A 17,976-nucleotide genomic window follows, 5' to 3' on the forward strand; every position below is an offset into this window, starting at 1 on the left:
TTTCCGAGTGCGTATTTTTTATTCTTTACGTTTATTTTAACGACGCTTTGTTGGTTAATTGGGCTATTTCTCGCGCAAAACTCGCAACCTGTTCCCAATCGGTATAGACCACTTCTTTATTCGTATCCGTTTCGCCACCGGACATCTTCATAATCAGTTGGATCATGACGCGGTCATACCAACGATAGCGAGGATAAAGCAGTGCGCCAGCGATCACCGCGCTACGATCGGGTCGCCACGGCGAGCTCATCAGAAACTTGCGCGCATAGCTGTTGGTTTGCGGGGTACGTTTTTCCGGCTTACGGGCGACTAGATTAACGGAGTAGAACGCACTCGGCATCGCGTTCAGCCGCGTAGCGTGCTTCTTCACAAACGTCTGAAAAGCAGAATGGTAGTGACCGTAGCGAATCGAGGCACCGATCACCACGCTGTCATAGTGCTGCCAGTCAGGCTCTTCGGTGCGGTGCAGATTCATAACATCCGCCCAGACGCCCAGCTCTTTGAGCTCGGAAGCTAGATACTCAGCGATTTCGCGCGTTTGCCCATCCCGGGAAGAAAAAAGAATCAGTGTTTTCACGCGTTACTCCATTATTCACGCCAGAAGGTAGGGGTAAAGAGTACCAGCAGAGTAAAGACCTCCAGACGACCAAACAGCATATTGGCAATCAGGATCCATTTCGCCACCGGATTCATACTGGCAAAGTTGTCGGCAACCACGCCCAGCCCAGGCCCCAGGTTATTCAGCGTCGCGACAACGGAAGCAAATGCAGAGAAGTCATCCACACCGGTCGCGATAATCGCCAGCATACTGATAATAAAGACCAACGCATAGGCCGAGAAAAATCCCCACACCGCTTCGAGGATACGTTCCGGCAATGCACGGTGACCCAGTTTAATACTGTAAACCGCATTCGGGTGGACCAGGCGCTTCAGTTCACGGTTACCTTGCTTGAACAGCAGCAGGATACGGATCACCTTCAAGCCACCGCCCGTTGACCCGGCACAACCACCAATAAAGGCAGAACACAGCAGCAGCACGGGCAGGAACAGCGGCCAGCGGGCAATGCTGTCCGTGGTGAACCCCGCTGTGGTCGCCATTGATACCACCTGGAAAAAGGCCTGATTGATTGTCGTTAGCGCCGAACCATAGGTGTTGTGGATCCACAACACCAGCGTACAGATAGCCACCAGCGTCAACTGTACCCCAATGAACATGCGAAATTCCGGGTCGCGCCAATAGACCTTCAGACTACGCCCACTTAATAAAGAGAAGTGCAGACCATAGTTACACCCGGAGATCAGCAGGAAGATAGCAATAATCGTGTTGATAGTCGGGCTGTCAAAATAGCCCACGCTGGCGTCATGCGTTGAAAAGCCGCCGATAGCAATGGTCGCAAAGCTGTGGCCGATAGCGTCAAACGCAGGCATGCCGGCAAACCACAGCGCCAGCGCACAGGCCACTGTCAGCAATACATAGATAAGCCACAGGGTTTTCGCCGTTTCGGCAATACGCGGACGCATTTTATTGTCTTTCAGCGGCCCTGGCATTTCTGCCCGGTAAAGCTGCATACCGCCAACGCCAAGAATGGGCAGAATAGCCACCGCCAGCACGATGATCCCCATCCCGCCAAACCATTGCAGCATTTGACGATAAAAGAGAATCGCGTGAGGTAATGAATCCAGCCCCACCAACGTGGTTGCGCCCGTCGTGGTTAAACCGGAGAAGGATTCGAAAAACGCATCGGTGATCGTGAGGTTCGGACTTTCAGAAAAGATAAACGGTAGTGCACCCACGCTGCCCAGCACGGTCCAGAACAAGACCACGATAAGAAACCCTTCGCGGGATTTCAGTTCGCCCTTTTCTTTACGGTTCGGCCACCACAACATGGAACCAATCGCCAGCGCGACAAAGAAAGTTTGCGTAAATGCACGACCCGCCCCATCACGGTAGATGAGCGCTACCAGTCCGGGGATAATCATTGTCCCCGAGAATAAGATAACCAGTAGTCCTACGATTCGGGTAATGGCGCGAAAATGCATCTCTGCCGCTTCCTTAGTTCTTTAAAATGAGGTGGGGATTATTCTTCAATCGCTAACAATTGCAATGAACCTCGACTAAAATCCGCCAGCCTTGCTGAAAATTCATTCACTTTCGTGTAAGGAAGCGCTACCCGTAGCTGAACGAATGCCTGGAAATCACTGGCTATGATTTTACCGTCGAACTGCCCCAACAGTGCTTCAATACCTGCCAGTTGGCCGTACTCACACTGCAAAGTATATTCGGTAAGCGGCGTCTTGCGCTGCGTTGTTAATTGCCGCAATGCCTGGCTCACCCCACCACCGTAGGCTTTTACCAACCCACCGGTACCGAGAAGAATACCGCCGTAGTAGCGCACCACCACCGCGGTAATCTCACCGACGCCACTGCCCATCAGCTGCGCAAGCATCGGTTTCCCTGCCGTCCCCGCCGGTTCGCCATCATCCGAAAAGCCTAGCTGTTGCGAGTCATCCGGCGCACCCGCTACCCACGCCACGCAATGGTGGCGGGCGTCCGGATGCTCTGCTCTGACTGACTCAACAAACGCTTTTGCCGCCTCTACGCCGTCCGTATGGGCGAGCAACGTAATGAAGCGGCTTTTTTTGATTTCTTCAACGGCGCTAACCGGCGCCGCAGGGATTAACCAACTGTCCATTACGCCAGTTTCAAATCCCGAGTCATATTTTCGATATGATTCTCATGGACGACCACGTTGTCTTCAATACGTATACCGCCGAACGGTTTCAGGGCATCAATTTTCTGCCAGTTGAAGTGTTTACTGAACTGCCCTTCACGCCACGGTGCCAGCAGCGATTCAATAAAGTAAATGCCCGGCTCGATGGTCAGGACCATGCCCGGCTGCAGCACGCGAGTGCAGCGCAGATACGGATACTTCGACGGTGCGGCCAGATGCGTACCGCTGTCATCCTGCATAAAACCAGCGACATCATGGACCTGCAGGCCCAGCGGGTGACCAATACCGTGCGGCATAAACGGCCCGGTAAGATCGTTTTCCACTATTGCCTCTTCACTCATGTCGGTGATGATTTGATGTTTACGCAGCAGCTTCGCAATACGCTGATGGAACTGAATGTGATAGTCCACATAGCTGACGCCCGCTTTCATGGTTGCAATCAGCGCCAATTCTTCTTCATTAACGTCTTTCACCAACTGTGCATAGTCGTTGTCGCTTTTAGCCGACCAGGTCCGCGTCAGGTCTGCCGCATAGCCGTTATATTCCGCCCCGGCGTCCAACAGGAAGCTGCGGATTTCTGACGGTGGCTGATGATCCAGCTTGGTGTAATGCAGCACGGAGGCATGTTCATTGAGCGCGACAATATTGCTGTAAGGCACGTCGGTATCGCGATGCCCCGTGGCAGTCAGGTACGCAAGGTTGATGTCGAACTCGCTCATCCCTGAACGGAATGCTTCTTCGGCTGCACGGTGTCCACTTACCGCCATTTTCTGCGCTTCGCGCATGCAGGCCAGCTCGTAATCGGTTTTATACGCACGGTAATAGTGAAGATAGTCGATCACCCCTTTCGGGTTGATGTTGCTGGCAGCAATGTCCAGCTGCAACGCACGTTCCGGTACCGGGCCGATGTACCCGATATTGCCGCGGGCAGCTGGCAACTGGCTACCAATACCGTCGGCTTTTGGCAACGCAATGATTTCAACTTCTTCGGTCCAGAAAGAGGTAGGTAGCGGCTCAACGTTGTGCCAGTAATCCACCGGCAGGTAAAACCACAACTTAGGCTTATTAACGCCATCCACCAGCAACCAGCAGTTGGGAACCTGCGTGACGGGTACCCAGGCTTTAAACTGCGGATTGACCTTGAACGGATACGGATGGTCGTCGAGAAAAACGTTAACCAGCTCACCGGAGTGAATAAGTAACGCATCCAGCTTAAAACGCGCCAGCGCATCGCGGGTCCGTTCCTGTAAGGTAACAATATGATTTTTATAGAGTGCGGCCAGTGATTCCATTATTTACCCTTCTGTTTTTTTGACCTCAAGTCTCCGCATCTTAGCACATCGTCCTGTGACTGCGTGATTTCTGCCGAGCGTGATCGGCCCGTCATTTCTTTAATCATTCATTTGCATTTTATTAACACAAAATACACACTTCGATTCATCTGGTATGACCAGATCACCTTGCGGATTCAGGAGACTGACATGCTTTACAAAGGCGACACCCTGTACCTCGACTGGCTGGAAGATGGCATCGCCGAACTGGTGTTCGATGCCCCTGGCTCGGTCAATAAACTCGACACGGCAACCGTAGCCAGCCTTGGCCATGCGCTGGATGTGCTGGAGAAACAACATGATTTAAAAGGGCTGCTGCTGCGTTCTAACAAAGCAGCCTTTATTGTCGGTGCCGATATCACCGAATTCCTTTCACTGTTCCTTGTTCCTGAAGAACAGCTAAGCCAGTGGCTGCACTTTGCCAACAGCGTCTTTAATCGCCTGGAAGATCTGCCTGTCCCAACGCTGTCTGCAGTCAACGGCTATGCGCTGGGTGGCGGCTGCGAGTGCGTCCTGGCGACCGACTACCGTCTGGCAACCCCGGACCTGCGCATCGGTCTACCGGAAACCAAGCTGGGCATCATGCCGGGCTTTGGCGGTTCCGTGCGTATGCCACGCATGCTGGGTGCAGACAGCGCGCTGGAAATCATTGCCGCAGGTAAAGACGTCGGTGCCGAGCAGGCACTGAAAATCGGTCTGGTTGATGGCATTGTGAAGCAGGAAAAACTGCTCGAGGGCGCAATGGCGGTACTGCGTCAGGCAATCAACGGCGACCTCGACTGGCGGACCAAACGCCAACCAAAACTGGAGCCGCTGAAACTCAGCAAAATTGAAGCGGCCATGAGCTTTACCATCGCCAAAGGCATGGTTGCGCAGACGGCAGGGAAACATTACCCAGCCCCGATCACCGCCGTGAAAACGATTGAAGCTGCCGCCCGCTTTGGTCGTGAAGAAGCGCTGAATCTGGAAAACAAAAGTTTTGTTCCGCTGGCGCACACCAACGAGGCACGTGCGCTGGTCGGTATCTTCCTCAACGATCAGTTTGTCAAAGCGAAAGCGAAAAAACTGACGAAGGATATTGAGACACCGAAGCAAGCCGCAGTTCTGGGCGCAGGCATTATGGGTGGCGGTATAGCCTACCAGGCTGCCTGGAAAGGCGTGCCGGTTATCATGAAAGATATCAACGACAAATCGCTGACGCTGGGCATGACCGAAGCCGCCAAGCTGCTGAATAAGCAACTCGAGCGCGGCAAGATCGACGGCCTGAAGATGGCAGGTGTGATTTCCACTATCCAGCCAACCCTCGACTACACCGGCTTTGATCGCGTGGACGTGGTGGTGGAAGCGGTTGTTGAAAATCCAAAAGTGAAAAAAGCGGTGCTGGCAGAGACCGAAGATAAAGTGCGCCCGGATACCGTGCTGGCGTCGAACACGTCGACCATTCCGATTAGCGAACTGGCCAGCGTCCTGAAGCGCCCGGAAAACTTCTGTGGCATGCACTTCTTTAACCCGGTGCACCGGATGCCGCTGGTTGAAATTATTCGCGGCGAGAAAAGCTCGGATGAAACCATCGCCAAAGTCGTCGCCTGGGCAAGCTTGATGGGCAAGACGCCGATTGTGGTCAACGACTGCCCTGGCTTCTTTGTAAACCGCGTGCTGTTCCCCTACTTCGCCGGTTTCAGCCAGTTACTGCGCGACGGCGCGGACTTCCGCAAAGTCGATAAGGTGATGGAGAAACAGTTCGGTTGGCCAATGGGCCCGGCATATTTACTGGACGTAGTCGGTATTGATACCGCACATCACGCGCAGGCAGTGATGTCCGCAGGCTTCCCGCAGCGGATGCAGAAAGATTATCGCGACGCGATCGATGCACTGTTCGATGCCAGCCGCTTTGGACAGAAAAATGGTCTCGGGTTCTGGCGTTATAAAGAAGACAGCAAAGGCAAGCCGAAGAAAGAAGAGGATGCTGCGGTCGATGGCCTGCTGGCAGACGTCAGCCAGCCGAAACGCGACTTCAGCGATGATGAGATTATCGCCCGCATGATGATCCCAATGGTCAACGAAGTGGTGCGCTGCCTGGAAGAAGGCATCATTGCCAGCCCGGCGGAAGCCGATATGGCACTGGTTTACGGTCTCGGCTTCCCTCCGTTCCACGGCGGTGCGTTCCGCTGGCTGGATACACTCGGCAGCGCCAAATACCTCGATATGGCGCAGCAATACCAGCACCTCAGCCCACTGTATGAGGTGCCGGAAGGATTGCGTAATAAAGCGCGTCATAACGAACCGTACTATCCCTCGGTTGAGCCTGCCCGCCCGGTTGGCGACCTGAAAACGGCTTAAGGAGTCACAATGGAACAGGTTGTAATTGTTGATGCGATCCGTACCCCGATGGGCCGTTCGAAAGGGGGCGCGTTCCGTCACGTGCGGGCAGAAGATCTCTCCGCACATTTAATGCGTAGCCTGCTGGCGCGGAATCCAGCGCTTGAGCCAGCGACTCTCGATGACATTTACTGGGGTTGCGTACAGCAGACGCTGGAGCAAGGGTTCAATATCGCCCGTAACGCCGCACTGCTAGCGGAAGTCCCACACTCCGTCCCGGCTGTCACCGTCAACCGCTTGTGCGGTTCATCCATGCAGGCCCTGCACGATGCGGCGCGCATGATTATGACCGGCGATGCTCAGGCTTGCCTGATTGGCGGCGTGGAGCATATGGGTCACGTGCCAATGAGCCACGGCGTAGATTTTCATCCGGGTATGAGCCGCAACGTGGCAAAAGCCGCGGGGATGATGGGCCTGACGGCAGAAATGCTCTCTCGTATGCACGGTATCAGCCGTGAAATGCAGGATGCCTTCGCCGCACGTTCACACGCTCGCGCCTGGGCTGCCACCCAGTCTGGCGCATTTAAAAATGAAATCATCCCGACTGGCGGTCACGATGCCGACGGCGTGTTGAAACAGTTTAACTACGACGAAGTGATCCGCCCGGAAACCACCATCGAGGCGCTGTCTACCCTGCGCCCGGCGTTTGATCCAGTTAGCGGTACGGTCACTGCCGGTACCTCTTCCGCACTTTCCGACGGCGCCGCTGCTATGTTGATAATGAGCGAGAGCCGTGCCCGCGAACTGGGCCTGACGCCACGCGCGCGCATTCGCTCAATGGCGGTGGTCGGCTGCGATCCATCAATCATGGGTTACGGCCCGGTTCCAGCCTCAAAGTTGGCGCTGAAAAAAGCCGGGCTTTCCGTCAGTGACATCGGTTTGTTTGAGATGAACGAAGCCTTTGCTGCGCAGATCCTGCCGTGCATTAAAGATCTGGGTTTGATGGAGCAGATTGACGAGAAGATCAACCTCAACGGCGGGGCGATCGCCCTGGGCCACCCGCTGGGATGTTCTGGTGCGCGTATCAGCACCACCCTGCTGAACCTGATGGAGCGCAAAGACGTGCAGTTTGGTCTGGCGACGATGTGTATTGGGTTGGGTCAAGGTATCGCCACGGTATTTGAAAGAGTGTAATCACAGAGTGCCACATCTTGTAGGCCAGGCAAGCGAAGCGCCCCGGGCAACAATGCCGGATGGCGACGTAAAAACGTCTTATCCGGCCTACAAAATGTTATCTCAAAGCCATTGGAGCCAGAACAAGACGGCAAGCGAATGACAAATTCGTCAGGAACGAATTTGAACAGCCGAAGGCTGCTTTCAGTGAGGGACACGGATGTCCCTCATTCATCCCGATGAGCTTACTTCAAGTAAGTGATTCGGGTGAATGATCGCAGCCAACGCAGTTATGGTGCCAATGGCGAAGAGAGAAGGTTTAGTTGCCGTTCTTCCCGCCTGTCAGGGGCGGGTTTTTTATTTTTAAATAAACGCGAACGCATCACCAAACAGGCGATCTTCACGTGCCTGACGCTCATTACAGAACAGGTCACGTGCGATTTTTGCCATCTCAAAACGCCCGGCAATGTAGATATCATGCTCAGCCAGCGTGCCGTGATCCTGCAATACTGCCGTTAATACGGTCCCCGTACGGCCACGCCAGCCAGCTTCAGGCTGTTCCACCACAGGCTCAACACGCAGATTAGGGTGAGTAACAGACAGAGCTTCCAGTTCGCCGAGATCGTAGAGATGCTTCTCTTCACGCCCGCCCCAGTAAATGGTCACGTCACGGTTTGGATTACGCGCCAGCGCTGTCAACAGAATCGAGCGCGCGTAAGAGAAGCCAGTGCCGCCTGCAATCAGGATCAGCGGACGGTCTTCATCGTCACGCAGCCAGGCTTCGCCGTGCGGGATATCCACGTTGATTTCTCGATCCTGGAGAATGCGATCCATGACGGCCATGGCATACAGGTTAAGCTCAGAGGCACCCACGTGCAGCTCAATGAACCCGTGCTCATCCGGCGTTGATGCCATAGAGAACGGACGCTTATCCCGTTCGTCCATCACGACCATTAAATACTGACCAGCACGAAAGGAAAACGCCGCGTCTGGCACTAAACGGACGCGATATACGGTGTCAGTAATAGCTTCTACCGAGGTCACTTTACAGCTTAAGGTTGTCATGCGCTCTCTCTGTCGGATCAATAGGCAAAACGATCGCGCCTCAGGCGCTTTTGCCGTCATTAAAGATGGCTAATTCATCCCAAATTGCGTCAATGCGCGCGGTCACTTCGGGATCTTTTTTAATCGGACGTCCCCATTCACGTTGGGTCTCACCCGGCCATTTATTGGTGGCATCCAGGCCCATTTTTGAACCAAGGCCGGAGACCGGCGAGGCAAAATCCAGGTAATCAATCGGTGTATTCTCTACCAACACCGTATCCCGGGCCGGGTCCATACGGGTGGTAATCGCCCAAATCACATCATTCCAGTCACGTGCGTTGACATCATCATCGCAGACAATAACAAATTTGGTGTACATAAACTGACGTAAAAACGACCAAACGCCCATCATGACGCGTTTGGCATGACCGGCGTACTGTTTTTTGATCGTGACAACCGCCAGTCGATACGAACAGCCTTCTGGCGGCAGGTAAAAATCGACGATTTCCGGGAACTGCTTTTGCAGAATCGGCACGAATACTTCGTTCAGCGCCACGCCCAGCACGGCAGGTTCATCAGGCGGACGCCCGGTGTAGGTGGAGTGATAAATAGCATCTTCTCGCTGGGTAACATGCGTGACAGTGAAGACTGGGAAGCTATCCACCTCATTGTAGTAACCTGTATGGTCGCCATACGGGCCTTCCGGTGCCAACTCCCCCGGTTCAATATACCCTTCCAGCACAATCTCCGCACTGGCAGGGACTTCGAGATCGTTGGAAATACATTTAACTACTTCGGTCTTGGTTCCGCGTAGCAGTCCGGCAAACGCATATTCCGATAACGTGTCAGGTACCGGCGTCACCGCCCCTAAAATCGTTGCCGGATCGGCCCCCAGCGCTACCGCAACCGAAAAACGCTCACCAGGATGCGCAGCACACCACTCCTGATAATCAAGCGCGCCACCACGATGGGAAAGCCAGCGCATAATGAGCTTGTTTTTACCGATCAGCTGCTGACGGTAGATGCCCAGATTCTGCCGCTCTTTATGCGGGCCACGCGTCACAGTGAGTCCCCAGGTGATCAGCGGGGCGGCATCTTCAGGCCAGCAGGTCATGATGGGAATACGGTTAAGATCAACGTCATCGCCTGATGCGATTTTTTGCTGACAAGGCGCACCGCGCAGCCGTTTAGTCGGCATATTCAAAACTTGCTTGAACTGCGGCAGCTTATCAAACAGATCGCGGAACCCTTTTGGCGGCTCCGGCTCTTTCAAAAACGCCAACAGCTTACCCACTTCCCGCAGCGCAGAGACATCTTCTTGCCCCATCCCCATCGCAACACGCTTTGGCGTGCCAAACAGGTTGCACAGCACCGGCATCGAATAGCCTTTAGGGTTCTCAAACAACAGCGCAGGCCCGCCCGCACGCAGCGTGCGATCGGCAATTTCAGTAATTTCCAGATGAGGGTCCACTGGAAGCGTAATGCGTTTGAGCTCACCCTGCTGTTCAAGCAGCGTCAGGAAGTCGCGTAAATCGTTATATTTCATGGCGTCCATTGTGGCCTCTTCGTAAGCGCCTCATTATACGGCGTTCATCATTGTGATGCTGTATTTTTGTTAAATTAGCGTGAACTCTGGTGGTATATGAAAGCACTGGGATTATATACCTAATAGGTTTAGGGAGGCGTTGAGGCGGGTATAATTAACTTAGCGCATGGCTTTTGTTATGCTTGCGCTCAGAACAAGCGGATAAGAGTTATTATGCAAGCCTGGTATTTACTGTACTGCAAACGCGGGCAACTTCAGCGTGCCCAGGAACACCTGGAAAGACAGGCGGTGAACTGCCTGACGCCCTTGATCACCCTGGAAAAAATGGTGCGTGGAAAACGTACTACAGTCAGTGAGCCACTTTTCCCTAACTACATGTTTGTCGAATTCGACCCGGAAGTGATCCACACCACCACCATCAATGCCACGCGTGGCGTCAGCCATTTCGTCCGCTTTGGCGCAACGCCGGCAACAGTTCCGTCTTCCGTTATTCACCAGCTTTCCATCTACAAGCCGGAGGGGATTGTTGACCCGGAAACCCCGTATCCAGGAGATAGCGTGATTATCACCGAAGGTGCATTTGAAGGGTTGAAAGCAATTTTCACCGAACCGGATGGCGAGGCACGTTCCATGCTGCTGCTCAACCTGCTGAATAAAGAGGTTAAGCAGAGCGTGAAAAACACCGGTTTTCGAAAAATCTAAATCCGCCTCAGAAGGTGACTTCGAAGAGTGTTCTGACGTTGGCGTCGATGGCGGCAGCCAGGCGCAGAGGGTCCTCCCCGCGCCAGTGTGCAATATGCTCAAGAATATGCGGCAGGTGCGCAGGTTCATTACGCCGTGAAGCCGGTTTCGGTGTTAAATCGCGGGGGAGTAAATAAGGAGCATCGGTTTCGATCAACAGCCTTTCCACCGGGATAAACGGCAACAGTTCCCGAAGTTCCATGCCCCGACGCTCATCGCAGACCCATCCGGTGATGCCAATATACAGCCCTCTGTCTACGCAGGCCTGCATCTCCTGACGTGAACCGGTAAAGCAGTGCAACACTGCGCCTGGAAGGCTGTCCAGCCAGGGTTCGAGCAGTGTTAGGAAACGGTCGTGCGCGTCGCGGCAATGCATGAACACCGGCATCTGCAGCTCGGCAGCGATGCGCAGTTGTGCCTCAAATGCACGCTCCTGCTCCTGCGGCGTGGAGAAATTGCGATTGAAATCCAGACCACATTCACCAATGGCGACCACTTCAGACTGGTTTGCCAGCGCCACAATCGCCTCTTCAGTTGAGGATTGCCATTGACTACTGTCATGCGGGTGAACACCAGCCGTGGACCAGCAATGTGGATAATGCTGTGCCAGTTTTAACGCCTGCTGGCTTTCGTGCAGGTTAGTCCCGGTCAAAAGCATGCCATTTACGCCGGCAGCAAAGGCGCGCGCGACAACCTCATCCCTGTCTTTTGCAAATTGCGTACTGGTTAGATTAACGCCAATATCAAACATGCTTCCTCCCATATGACAACCGCCCTTACGGGCGGTTGAATTTATTCTTCGGTTTTATCGGCGGCTTCAGCTTTTTCGTTCTCCGCCTCATTATCTTCGTCTCGTGTACGTCGCTTACCGACATAGAAACGGGAGAAGAAAACGCCGACTTCAAACAGGCAGTACATCGGTATTGCCAACAGCGTTTGTGAGAAGACATCTGGCGGGGTCAACAACATCCCCACGACAAATGCGCCGACAACGACATAAGGACGTTTTTTACGTAATTCGTCAGGCGTCGTAATGCCCATCCAGCACAGCAGCACAATGGCAACGGGAACCTCGAAAGAGACCCCAAAGGCCATAAATAGCGCCATTACAAAGCTGAGATAGCTGGCAATATCCGTCGAAACCTGTACGCCCTGCGGGGCCGTATTGGCAAGGAAACCAAACGCCAGCGGGAAGACGACAAAGTAGGCAAACGCCATGCCGATATAGAACAGCAGCGAACTTGAAACCAGTAGCGGCACCACAAGCCGGCGTTCATGCTTATATAAAGCTGGCGCAATAAATGCCCATACCTGGTATAGGATCACTGGTGCTGACAGGATCAGCGACACCATGAAAGTGAGCTTTATCGGGGTAAAGAACGGCGAGGCCACATCTGTGGCGATCATCGTCGCACCCTGCGGCATCTGTTTAATCAACGGCGCCGCGACCATATGGTAAATGTCGTTGGCAAAGTAAACCAACGCCAGAAAGATCACGATTACCGCAATGATGCAGTTCAGGAGTCGCTTACGCAGCTCAATCAGATGCGTAATGAGCGGTTGGGTATCTTCTACAGCCATGTTTACGGTTTATCACTCGACGAGGGGGAGGATTCGACAACAGGTGCGGCAGCTTTCTTTTCTGCAACCGTCAACGTAGCGGAAGCGGCTTCCGTCAGCTCCGGCGTGTTAACACCCGTGGATTGCGGTTTTTGCTCTGGCGAGCTGGCCTGCGCTTCAGCGGTAGCCGGGGTAACCCCCTCGTGCTGTGCTTCGCTGTCTTTCACCACCGGATTATGGATAGTGTGCGCTTCATCGCTCGCTTTTTCAGCGTCGTTAGCACTGTAAGAACGCTTCATTGACTCCGCAGCTTCACGCAGTTCATCCATCGATGCTTTCAGCTCCGGCGTCAGATTTGTCAGGCTCGCTTTCTCAACCTTCTTCAGGCTGTCCTGAAACTCCTGAAGCTTAAGCTCCTGGGTCAGTTCATTCTGAACCGTAGTTGCAAGGGAACGCAACGCGCGAACCCAACCCGCGACCGTTTTTACCGCTACCGGCAGTCGTTGTGGCCCCAGGACAATGAGGCCAATCACGAACACCAATAACAGTTCGCTAAAACCGATATCAAACACGGATTATACCTGCTCTTTATCGTGGCTTTTGGCGTCTTCTTTTTTCACTTCGCCCTGCTTATCGGTGATGGATTTAGCAGTAAAATCAGCGTCCTGGCTGGTTTTATCTTGCTTGGGTTCATCATCACCCATCGCTTTTTTGAAGCCTTTGATAGACGCGCCAAGGTCGGAACCGATGGAGCCGAGTTTCTTGGTGCCAAATAGCAGTACAACGATGACGGCAATGATCAACAACTGCCAGATACTGATACCACCCATACATGTTCCTCTGTCATAGATGATGAATTAATAAGGTCGTAGTATACGTTACACGACCTGTCTTGAGCGATGAAAAATTCAGCGCATTTTGCGCCAGCCTATCAGCCAGGCAACGACACCACCAGCCATTAGCCAGCCAGGCATCAAACCCCAATCAGGACGGCTTACTAGCAGGAATGTCCCACTTAGCAGCAGCGTTGCGCCAATACCCAATAAATAACGGGATTGTCCCTGACGAACATGATTCGCCTGAAGCTCGCGCGCAATCTTATCAACACTGTGTTGTAAATGTTTGCCCTGGCGCAAACTGTCATACACAAGTTCAGGTATTTCTGGCATTTTTTCGACCCAGAACGGTGCTTTTTCTTTAAAAGCCCTGACAAGCGCAGGAATACCAACCTGATCTTTAATCCACGACTCCAGAAATGGTTTGGCTGTTTTCCATAAATCTAACTGTGGATACAGCTGTCGTCCGACACCCTCGACATACAGCAATGTCTTCTGTAACAGCACCAGTTGCGGCTGGACTTCCATATTAAATCGACGTGCGGTGTTAAACAGGTTCAACAGCACGTGACCGAATGAAATCTCCGACAGCGGTTTTTCAAATATCGGCTCGCACACGGTACGAATAGCAAATTCAAACTCTTCGACGTTGGTGTCCGGCGGAACCCAGCCTGAATCCACGTGCAGCTCGGCAACCTTGCGGTAGTCACGATTAAAGAAAGCGATAAAGTTTTCCGCCAGGTAACGCTTATCTTCTTTATTTAGCGAACCAACAATCCCGCAATCAATGCCAATATATTTCGGGTTCTCAGGGTGTTCATAGCTAACAAAAATATTCCCGGGGTGCATGTCCGCATGGAAAAAGCTGTCGCGGAATACCTGAGTAAAGAAGACCTGAACGCCACGCTCTGCCAACAGCTGCATATTGGTGCCGTTCTTCTCAAGCGCTGCAACATCTGAAACCGGGATACCGTAAATACGCTCCATCACCATCATGCTCTGACTGCAATAGTCGGAATACACTTCCGGGATGTACAGCATCGGGCTGTCTTCGAAATTACGCCGCAGCTGAATCGCGTTCGCCGATTCGCGCAGCAGATTCAGCTCATCGATCAGCGTTTTTTCATATTCACGCACCACTTCCGTTGGCCGCAGGCGGCGACCATCCGGCAGCAAGCGAGGCACCCAGCGAGCAAGGCGATAGATCAGTTTTAAATCGGCTCTGATGACCGGCAGAATATCCGGGCGAATGACCTTGATCACCACCTCTTTACCGTTCGATTTCAGCCGCGCTGTGTGTACCTGTGCAATAGACGCAGATGCCAGCGGTGTGATGTCAAAATCATCAAACCATTCTTCAACAGGGAGTCCGCCCATTGCTTCTTCGATTTGTTGTTTTGCACGTTGTCCATCGAATGGGGCTACCCGGTCCTGCAGCAGTGCAAGCTGATCGGCGATTTGCGGAGGGAAAAGGTCACGACGTGTGGAAAGCATTTGACCAAATTTGATCCACACTGGTCCCAGCTCCTGCAAAGCCAGCCTCAGTCTCTCACCCAGCGGTTTTTCTTTATGTCGGTTGGGCATCCAGAACAACGTGTAGCGCCACAATCGAAGCGGCAGCGTAATACGCATTTTGGGGATGAGTTCATCAAGACCGTAGCTTAAGAAAGTGCGAATGATGAAATAAAGGCGCCGTACTTCTCCTGGCGTCATTTGGCCTCCAGTTTTTCCAGCCGTTTGGCCAGAGATTCGGCCGCACGCGCAACGGCTGCGGTTTCTTCCGCAAACCATGCAACCTCAAGCGGGCCCGGAGCCATACGCCACTCTTCGGTGATCGCTTCGGCAACGTAACGTTGCTGACGTTGAATGGTGTGGCATAAAAACGTAGCTCCACCACGCAGGGTCTTGCTGATCCCTTCTGCAACGATATCGCCGGTATAAGGGGCAAGCAGTTCTGCGGGATCGAACTCCGCCAGGTCAGCCAGCGCGACAACATTCTGCACCACCTGAATATCGCCCTGCACTTCCAGCTCACCGCTACGAATAAGCGCCGTGAGCTGCTGGCGGTCGCGCAATTTCGGTAACACGCTGGCATGCGTGATCACGGTGCAATCAGCTTCGCCTTCCCATGCCCCCAGTACATCAACCTGGCGCTCACTAAACACCAGGACTAGCGGGGTCGAAAATCCTTTGAGATCTACACGCAGCACCTTGCCTTGCAAACGCGTTCTGGCTGACTTCAGTGCCGGTGAACGATACAGAAAGGTGTTGAGCAGATTTTCAACGCCTGCGGTCACTAAGGGTTTAAAAGGCATCCCCGATCTCCTGTCAGAACTTGTAACCACGATGCAGCGCAACAACACCTGCCGTCAGGTTGTAGTAATCAACGCTTTCAAACCCGGCATCTTGCATCATAGCTTTTAACGTGTCCTGATCGGGATGCATGCGAATGGACTCTGCCAGATAGCGGTAACTATCTGCATCGCTTGCCACCATTGAACCAATACGCGGCAGAATATGGAAAGAGTATGCGTCATACGCTTTGCTCAGCGGCTCGATAATCGGCTTGGAAAATTCCAGCACCAATAAACGTCCACCAGGTTTCAACACGCGATACATGGAACGCAGTGCTTTGTCTTTATCCGTGACGTTACGCAGGCCGAACGAAATGGTAATACAGTCAAAGGTATTGTCAGGGAATGGTAATGCTTCCGCATTCGCCTGGACGTACTCAACATTGCCAATCACGCCAATGTTGCGCAGCTTTTCGCGACCCATTTTGAGCATTGAGTCATTGATGTCCGCCAGAACAACTTTCCCGGTTTCACCGACCATGCGAGAAAATTTTGCTGTCAGATCGCCCGTTCCACCGGCCAAATCCAGGACAGTCTGTCCGCGGCGCACGCCACTGCAATCAATGGTGAAGCGCTTCCACAAACGATGAATGCCAAATGACATTAAGTCATTCATAACGTCATATTTAGACGCCACAGAATGAAAAACGTGGGCCACCATGTCAGCTTTCTGCTCTTTAGCGACGGTCTGAAAGCCAAAGTGCGTCGTTTCTTGTGAATTATCCACCATCTCAGTGCCTGCTCATCCAAAAAATGTTCGAGAAGTGTAACAGATTGGGCCAATTTGCCCTACCCTTCTGCCAGGTTCCACTACCCCAAACGGGCTAGTTTGATTGCTGATTTACCGCCTTTTCATCGGGGTAAGTCTCGTCTTGCTGCGCCTCCGGGACCGAACGTAAGCGGTACTCTTCATCCTGGGTCGTGGCTTGTTCAGCCAGTTCAGGATTAATTTCGCGCTTAATCTCTACGCCTAACCCACGAAACGCTTCCGCCTGAGCCAGAACGTTTCCGCGCCCCGAAGACAGCTTTTTCATCGCCTGACGGTAGTTATCTTGCGCCTTGTCCAGGCTCTGGCCAATCGCCGACATATCATCGACAAACAGCCGCATTTTGTCATAAAGCTTGCTGGCCCTGTCCGCGATCTGCTGCGCATTACGGCTCTGATGCTCATACCGCCACAGGTTAGCGATGGTGCGTAATGCTACCAACAGCGTGGTGGGACTCACCAGCATAATGTTATTTCTGAGCGCTTCGGTAATCAGTTCGGGCTGTCTGTCCAGTGCCAGCAGAAAAGCAGGCTCAACGGGGATAAACATCAGAACATAGTCAAGCGTACGTAAACCCGGAAGCTGTTGGTAGTCTTTACGGCCCAGCAGGCGAATATGGTTGCGCACGGAGGCAATGTGCTCCTGTAACGCACTTTCACGGGTGTAGTCATCTTCTGCATTAAAGTAGCGTTCATAGGCAACCAGCGTCATTTTCGCATCGATCACCACGTCTTTGCCCTGCGGCAATCGGACAATAACATCCGGCTGCATCCGCGAACGCGCGTCATTTTCTATGCTGACCTGGGTTTCATACTCATAGCCTTCACGCAGACCGGACGCCTCCAGTACCCGCGTGAGGACGACTTCTCCCCAGTTGCCCTGGGTTTTGTTATCACCTTTCAGCGCCCGCGTCAGGTTAACCGCTTCCTGCGCCATCTGCGCGTTCAGCTGCTGGAGGTTACGAATTTCGTGCGCCAGGGTATGACGCTCTTGCGCCTCTTTGCCAAAGCTATCCTGCACCTGACGGCGAAAACCGTCCAGCTGTTCACGCAATGGTGTAAGCAGGTTGTTCAGGCTTTGGCGATTTTGCTCATCGACGCGACGATTGCTGTGTTCAAAAATACGATTCGCCAGATTTTCAAACTGTTCGCTCAGGCGTTGTTCGCTGTTGACCATCTGACGAATTTTATCTTCCGCATGTTGTTGCGTGGCTTCCAACCGGGTAGTGACTTCCCGGAGATCGGCTTCGAGGGAGGTATTAATACTGTGCAGGCTGCGGAGTTCGTTGTTGAGCAGCTCGCACTCGTCACGCCAGTGGGCTTCCTGTGCCAGCTGTTGACGCGCAACGCTTAGCGCAATATCCAGTTCACGCAGTTCTTCGATAAGATCTGCGCGGACTTGGTCGGCACGCGCTTTGGTCGCCAGCCAGCCCACAAGCAGCCCTGCAGCTAACGCCACGACGGCACTTATCATTATCGAAATATCCACTACGCCCCCTTACAGCAACGACTTACCCGCACAAAATAGAATTGTGCTGTATAAACGTCCAGTTTAAAAGGAATTTCCTGCGAGG

Annotated in this window: 17 protein-coding genes; 3 read left to right on the forward strand and 14 right to left on the reverse strand. The window is 53.1% G+C overall.

The features are described 5' to 3' along the window. Window positions 1–31: 31 nt before the first annotated feature. From hemG to pepQ, 4 genes are read right to left on the reverse strand one after another with little or no spacing between them, the layout of a single operon-like run. Window positions 32–577, reverse strand: coding sequence for a menaquinone-dependent protoporphyrinogen IX dehydrogenase (gene hemG / locus IMQ48_RS22030; protein ID WP_196210669.1), 546 nt, complete (start codon window positions 575–577; stop codon window positions 32–34). An 11-nt stretch (window positions 578–588) separates the two neighbouring features. Then, the gene (trkH, locus tag IMQ48_RS22035) at window positions 589–2,040 is read right to left on the reverse strand and encodes a Trk system potassium transporter TrkH (RefSeq protein WP_196210670.1); all 1,452 of its coding nucleotides are present in this window, start codon (window positions 2,038–2,040) and stop codon (window positions 589–591) included. Window positions 2,041–2,078: 38 nt separating this feature from the next. After that, a complete protein-coding gene (locus IMQ48_RS22040; RefSeq protein WP_196210671.1) occupies window positions 2,079–2,693 on the reverse strand; it encodes an IMPACT family protein in 615 nt (204 codons plus the stop codon). Then, window positions 2,693–4,024 carry a Xaa-Pro dipeptidase gene (pepQ, locus tag IMQ48_RS22045; protein WP_196210672.1) on the reverse strand — a complete coding sequence of 444 codons (1,332 nt, stop codon included), beginning with the start codon at window positions 4,022–4,024 and terminating at the stop codon, window positions 2,693–2,695. The genes IMQ48_RS22040 and pepQ overlap by 1 nt, the downstream gene beginning before the upstream one ends. A 189-nt stretch (window positions 4,025–4,213) precedes the next feature. On the opposite strand from pepQ, the gene fadB reads away from it, so the two are divergent. Continuing rightward, window positions 4,214–6,403, forward strand: a complete 2,190-nt coding sequence (gene fadB / locus IMQ48_RS22050; protein ID WP_196210673.1) for a fatty acid oxidation complex subunit alpha FadB — start codon at window positions 4,214–4,216, stop codon at window positions 6,401–6,403. 9 nt (window positions 6,404–6,412) lie between these two features. Continuing rightward, window positions 6,413–7,576 carry an acetyl-CoA C-acyltransferase FadA gene (fadA, locus tag IMQ48_RS22055; protein ID WP_196210674.1) on the forward strand — a complete coding sequence of 388 codons (1,164 nt, stop codon included), beginning with the start codon at window positions 6,413–6,415 and terminating at the stop codon, window positions 7,574–7,576. Between the two features lie 342 nt (window positions 7,577–7,918). On the opposite strand, the gene fre is transcribed toward fadA, so the two are convergent. Beyond that, window positions 7,919–8,620, reverse strand: a complete 702-nt coding sequence (gene fre / locus IMQ48_RS22060) for an NAD(P)H-flavin reductase (protein ID WP_196210675.1) — start codon at window positions 8,618–8,620, stop codon at window positions 7,919–7,921. Window positions 8,621–8,660: 40 nt separating this feature from the next. After that, a complete protein-coding gene (ubiD, locus tag IMQ48_RS22065; RefSeq protein ID WP_196210676.1) occupies window positions 8,661–10,154 on the reverse strand; it encodes a 4-hydroxy-3-polyprenylbenzoate decarboxylase in 1,494 nt (497 codons plus the stop codon). Window positions 10,155–10,358: 204 nt separating this feature from the next. On the opposite strand from ubiD, the gene rfaH reads away from it, so the two are divergent. Further along, window positions 10,359–10,847: a transcription/translation regulatory transformer protein RfaH gene (gene rfaH, locus IMQ48_RS22070; protein ID WP_196210677.1), complete on the forward strand. Its 489-nt coding sequence runs from the start codon at window positions 10,359–10,361 to the stop codon at window positions 10,845–10,847. A 7-nt stretch (window positions 10,848–10,854) separates the two neighbouring features. On the opposite strand, the gene tatD is transcribed toward rfaH, so the two are convergent. The 8 genes from tatD to rmuC form a co-directional block, all read right to left on the reverse strand. Then, window positions 10,855–11,637: a 3'-5' ssDNA/RNA exonuclease TatD gene (gene tatD, locus IMQ48_RS22075; protein WP_196210678.1), complete on the reverse strand. Its 783-nt coding sequence runs from the start codon at window positions 11,635–11,637 to the stop codon at window positions 10,855–10,857. 41 nt (window positions 11,638–11,678) lie between these two features. Next, window positions 11,679–12,467, reverse strand: coding sequence for a Sec-independent protein translocase subunit TatC (gene tatC, locus IMQ48_RS22080; RefSeq protein ID WP_135323707.1), 789 nt, complete (start codon window positions 12,465–12,467; stop codon window positions 11,679–11,681). A gap of 2 nt (window positions 12,468–12,469) precedes the next feature. After that, window positions 12,470–13,018: a Sec-independent protein translocase protein TatB gene (gene tatB, locus IMQ48_RS22085; RefSeq protein ID WP_196210679.1), complete on the reverse strand. Its 549-nt coding sequence runs from the start codon at window positions 13,016–13,018 to the stop codon at window positions 12,470–12,472. A gap of 3 nt (window positions 13,019–13,021) precedes the next feature. Further along, window positions 13,022–13,276: a Sec-independent protein translocase subunit TatA gene (tatA, locus tag IMQ48_RS22090; RefSeq protein WP_096758907.1), complete on the reverse strand. Its 255-nt coding sequence runs from the start codon at window positions 13,274–13,276 to the stop codon at window positions 13,022–13,024. A gap of 78 nt (window positions 13,277–13,354) precedes the next feature. Next, entirely contained in the window at window positions 13,355–14,995 is a 1,641-nt protein-coding gene (gene ubiB, locus IMQ48_RS22095) for a ubiquinone biosynthesis regulatory protein kinase UbiB (RefSeq protein WP_196210680.1), read from the reverse strand. Then, window positions 14,992–15,597 (reverse strand): ubiquinone biosynthesis protein UbiJ, encoded by a 606-nt coding sequence (ubiJ, locus tag IMQ48_RS22100; protein ID WP_196210681.1) that lies wholly within the window; start codon window positions 15,595–15,597, stop codon window positions 14,992–14,994. The genes ubiB and ubiJ overlap by 4 nt, the downstream gene beginning before the upstream one ends. A gap of 13 nt (window positions 15,598–15,610) precedes the next feature. Then, entirely contained in the window at window positions 15,611–16,366 is a 756-nt protein-coding gene (ubiE, locus tag IMQ48_RS22105; RefSeq protein ID WP_096758910.1) for a bifunctional demethylmenaquinone methyltransferase/2-methoxy-6-polyprenyl-1,4-benzoquinol methylase UbiE, read from the reverse strand. A 94-nt stretch (window positions 16,367–16,460) separates the two neighbouring features. Then, window positions 16,461–17,891, reverse strand: a complete 1,431-nt coding sequence (rmuC, locus tag IMQ48_RS22110) for a DNA recombination protein RmuC (protein ID WP_196210682.1) — start codon at window positions 17,889–17,891, stop codon at window positions 16,461–16,463. Between the last annotated feature and the right edge of the window lie 85 nt (window positions 17,892–17,976).

The organism is Citrobacter sp. Res13-Sevr-PEB04-36, assembly GCF_015672735.1.
GTDB lineage: Bacteria > Pseudomonadota > Gammaproteobacteria > Enterobacterales > Enterobacteriaceae > Citrobacter.

Coding starts and splice junctions, on each gene's coding strand:
- IMQ48_RS22040 (WP_196210671.1), bottom strand. CDS start 2,693: ATGGACAGTTGGTTAATCCCTGCGGCGCCGGTTAGCGCCGTTGAAGAA.
- rfaH (WP_196210677.1), top strand. CDS start 10,359: ATGCAAGCCTGGTATTTACTGTACTGCAAACGCGGGCAACTTCAGCGT.
- fadB (WP_196210673.1), top strand. CDS start 4,214: ATGCTTTACAAAGGCGACACCCTGTACCTCGACTGGCTGGAAGATGGC.
- ubiE (WP_096758910.1), bottom strand. CDS start 16,366: ATGGTGGATAATTCACAAGAAACGACGCACTTTGGCTTTCAGACCGTC.
- trkH (WP_196210670.1), bottom strand. CDS start 2,040: ATGCATTTTCGCGCCATTACCCGAATCGTAGGACTACTGGTTATCTTA.
- tatC (WP_135323707.1), bottom strand. CDS start 12,467: ATGGCTGTAGAAGATACCCAACCGCTCATTACGCATCTGATTGAGCTG.
- fadA (WP_196210674.1), top strand. CDS start 6,413: ATGGAACAGGTTGTAATTGTTGATGCGATCCGTACCCCGATGGGCCGT.
- ubiD (WP_196210676.1), bottom strand. CDS start 10,154: ATGGACGCCATGAAATATAACGATTTACGCGACTTCCTGACGCTGCTT.
- pepQ (WP_196210672.1), bottom strand. CDS start 4,024: ATGGAATCACTGGCCGCACTCTATAAAAATCATATTGTTACCTTACAG.
- ubiJ (WP_196210681.1), bottom strand. CDS start 15,597: ATGCCTTTTAAACCCTTAGTGACCGCAGGCGTTGAAAATCTGCTCAAC.
- tatD (WP_196210678.1), bottom strand. CDS start 11,637: ATGTTTGATATTGGCGTTAATCTAACCAGTACGCAATTTGCAAAAGAC.
- tatA (WP_096758907.1), bottom strand. CDS start 13,276: ATGGGTGGTATCAGTATCTGGCAGTTGTTGATCATTGCCGTCATCGTT.
- fre (WP_196210675.1), bottom strand. CDS start 8,620: ATGACAACCTTAAGCTGTAAAGTGACCTCGGTAGAAGCTATTACTGAC.
- ubiB (WP_196210680.1), bottom strand. CDS start 14,995: ATGACGCCAGGAGAAGTACGGCGCCTTTATTTCATCATTCGCACTTTC.